This is a genomic window from Pseudomonas sp. AGC41, assembly GCF_057334555.1.
Map to the genome: position 1 here is coordinate 16662 of NZ_JBHFJB010000008.1, position 2723 is coordinate 19384.

1 protein-coding gene is annotated in these 2723 nt (G+C 66.3%); it reads left to right on the forward strand.

The features are described from left to right. On the forward strand, positions 1–2723 hold a 2723-nt coding region (locus tag ACE04F_RS01150), incomplete at both ends, for a condensation domain-containing protein (protein WP_486104187.1).

Consider the following 2723-nt stretch of genomic DNA (forward strand, 5'->3'; position numbering starts at 1 on the left):
ACGGCGCTGGGCCGCGTGCCCGGCGTACAACAGGCCGTGGTGATGGCCCGCGATGACGCCTCGGGCAGCCCTCGCCTGGTGGCGTATTGGGTGGCCCAGCCCGGCGTCGCGGTGTCCGACGCACACCTGCGCGATGCGCTGGCGGCAACGCTGCCGGAATACATGCAACCGAGCGCGTTTGTTGCCCTGCCAGGGTTGCCGTTGACCCCCAATGGCAAGCTGGATCGCAGCGCGCTGCCGGCCCCGGAACAGCCAGCGGGCGGCCATTTCGAACCGCCCCAGGGTCCGTTGGAAACGCAATTGGCGGCCATCTGGAGCCGTCTGCTGGGAATGCCTCGGGTCGGTCGAGACGAGCATTTCTTTCAGTCCGGCGGCCATTCGCTGCTGGCCGTGCAGCTGATCTCTCAGTTGCGTCAGCAGTTGCGCGTCGAACTGCCGCTGGCCGCCGTCTTCGATGAGCCTGTCCTGCAACGTCAAGCCCGGGCTATCGAAGCCTTGGCCAGCAGCGGGCAACACGGCGCCGCGCCTATCCCCGCGACAACAAGGCCCGCGCGGCTGCCGCTGTCGTTTGCCCAGCAGCGCTTGTGGTTCATCGCCCACTTGGATGCCCAGGCCAGCGCCGCTTATCACATGGCCGGAGGGCTGCGCCTGCAAGGCGATCTAAACGAACCGGCGTTGCGTGCCGCGCTGTCGCGCATCGTTGAACGGCATGAAGCCTTGCGCAGCCGTTTTGTCTCCGAAGAGGGTGAGCCGGAGCAAGTTGTCGACGCAGCGCAAGCCTTCGTCATGCCCTACGAGGACCTGCGCGGCCAACCGCAGGCGGTCTTTCAGGCGCGCTGCGCCGCCGAAGCCCAGGCACCTTTCAATCTGGCCCGCGGCCCACTGGTTCGTGCGCGCCTGCTCCGCCTGGACGACCAGGAGCATGTCTTGCTGGTCACCCTGCACCACATCGTCGGCGACGCCTGGTCGCTGGGCGTGCTCACCCGGGAGCTGACTGAACTGTACCGGGCTTACCTCAACGGGCAGGCCGATCCGCTGCCACCGTTGGCCATCCAGTACGCCGATTACGCCCTGTGGCAACGCTCGCCGCGCCAGGCGCAAAGGGTCGCCGGCCAGCTGGCCTACTGGCGCAGCCAGCTTGAAGACGCCCCTCCATTGTTGAACCTGCCACTGGATCGTCCACGCCCGACGCATCAGGATTTCACCGGCGCGAGCCTGGACGTGCACATGGACGAGCAATTGGTCCAGTCGCTCAAACAACTGAGCGAGCGCCACGGCGCTACCTTGTTCATGACAGTCCTCACAGCCTGGTCGATCGTGCTGGCACGGCTCTCGGGACAAGATGACGTGGTAATCGGCTCGGTCCTGGCGAACCGGACTCGGGCCGAGGTCGAGCCGCTGATCGGCTTCTTCGTCAACACCCAGGCGCTGCGGGTGCGGCTGGGTGAGGTCCGTCAGGTTGCGCAACTGCTCGCTCAGGTTCGGCGTACCGCACTCGAGGCCCAGGCCCATCAGGAGCTCGCCTTCGAGCATCTGGTCGAAGCGTTGAACCCGTCTCGCTCCCTCGCCTGCAGCCCGATTTTCCAAGTGCTGTTCGCCTGGCAGAACGCGCCGCAGCCGAGTCTGGAGTTGGGCTCCCTGGTGCTGACGCCGCTGGACACAAGCGATGACAGCGCCAAGTTCGACCTGACGCTGAACCTGCACGAGCGCGACGGCGCGATTGCCGGTCGGTTGACCTATGCCACGGCGCTGTTCGACGCGGATACCGTGCTGCGCCACTGGCAGGCCTTGTGCGCCACGCTGCAAACGATGGTCGAGGATGACCAGCGCGCCCTCGATGAACTGTCGATTCTCGGCGCAACCGAACGCGGGCAGGTGTTGCATGCTTTTAATGCCACCGCCCTTGATTACCCCGCAGACGAGCCGTTGCATGCATTGTTCGAAACGCAGGCACGGCGTCGCCCCGAAGCCACGGCGATCCAGGACGGCGAGCAATCGCTCAATTATCGCCAGCTTGACCAACGCGCCGAACAACTTGCGGATTGGTTGGCCGAGCAAGGCGTGCGGCCTGGGGATCAGGTTGCCTTGTGCCTGGCGCGCGGTCCACGGCTGGTCGCGTCGATCCTCGCCATCTTGAAGAACGCGGCGACCTATGTACCGATCGACACCGCCACGCCAATGGAGCGGCAAGGCGCGCTGCTGCGCGACTGCGGCAGCGCCTGGCTGTTGACCGATGAGCTGCCCGAGACGGTGGCGGATCCGGCTATCCGCTACCTGGCCCTGGCTTCCTGGGAAAACACCCTTGCCCACGGCGCTGCCGCCACGCCGCGCCCACCGGTGCCGATAGCCGTCGCAACTGCGGCCTACATCATGTACACCTCCGGTTCCACCGGCACGCCCAAAGGTGTGCAAGTGCCCCATCGCGCCGTGGCTCGCCTGGTGTGCAACAACGGCTTCGCCGATTTCAACGCCCAGGACCGCATCGCCCTCGCCGCCAACCCGGCCTTCGATGCCAGCACCCTGGAGATCTGGGCCGCGCTGCTCAACGGTGGCTGCCTGGTGGTCTGCCCTCGCGACACCCTGCTCGACGCCGAACGTTTCAACGAGCATCTGCTGCGCCACGAAGTCAGCGTGCTCTGGCTCACCGCCGGGCTCTTCCATCAGTTCGCCGGCGCCCTGGCCCCGGCCTTTGCCAGCCTGCGCTACCTGATGGTCGGCGGTGA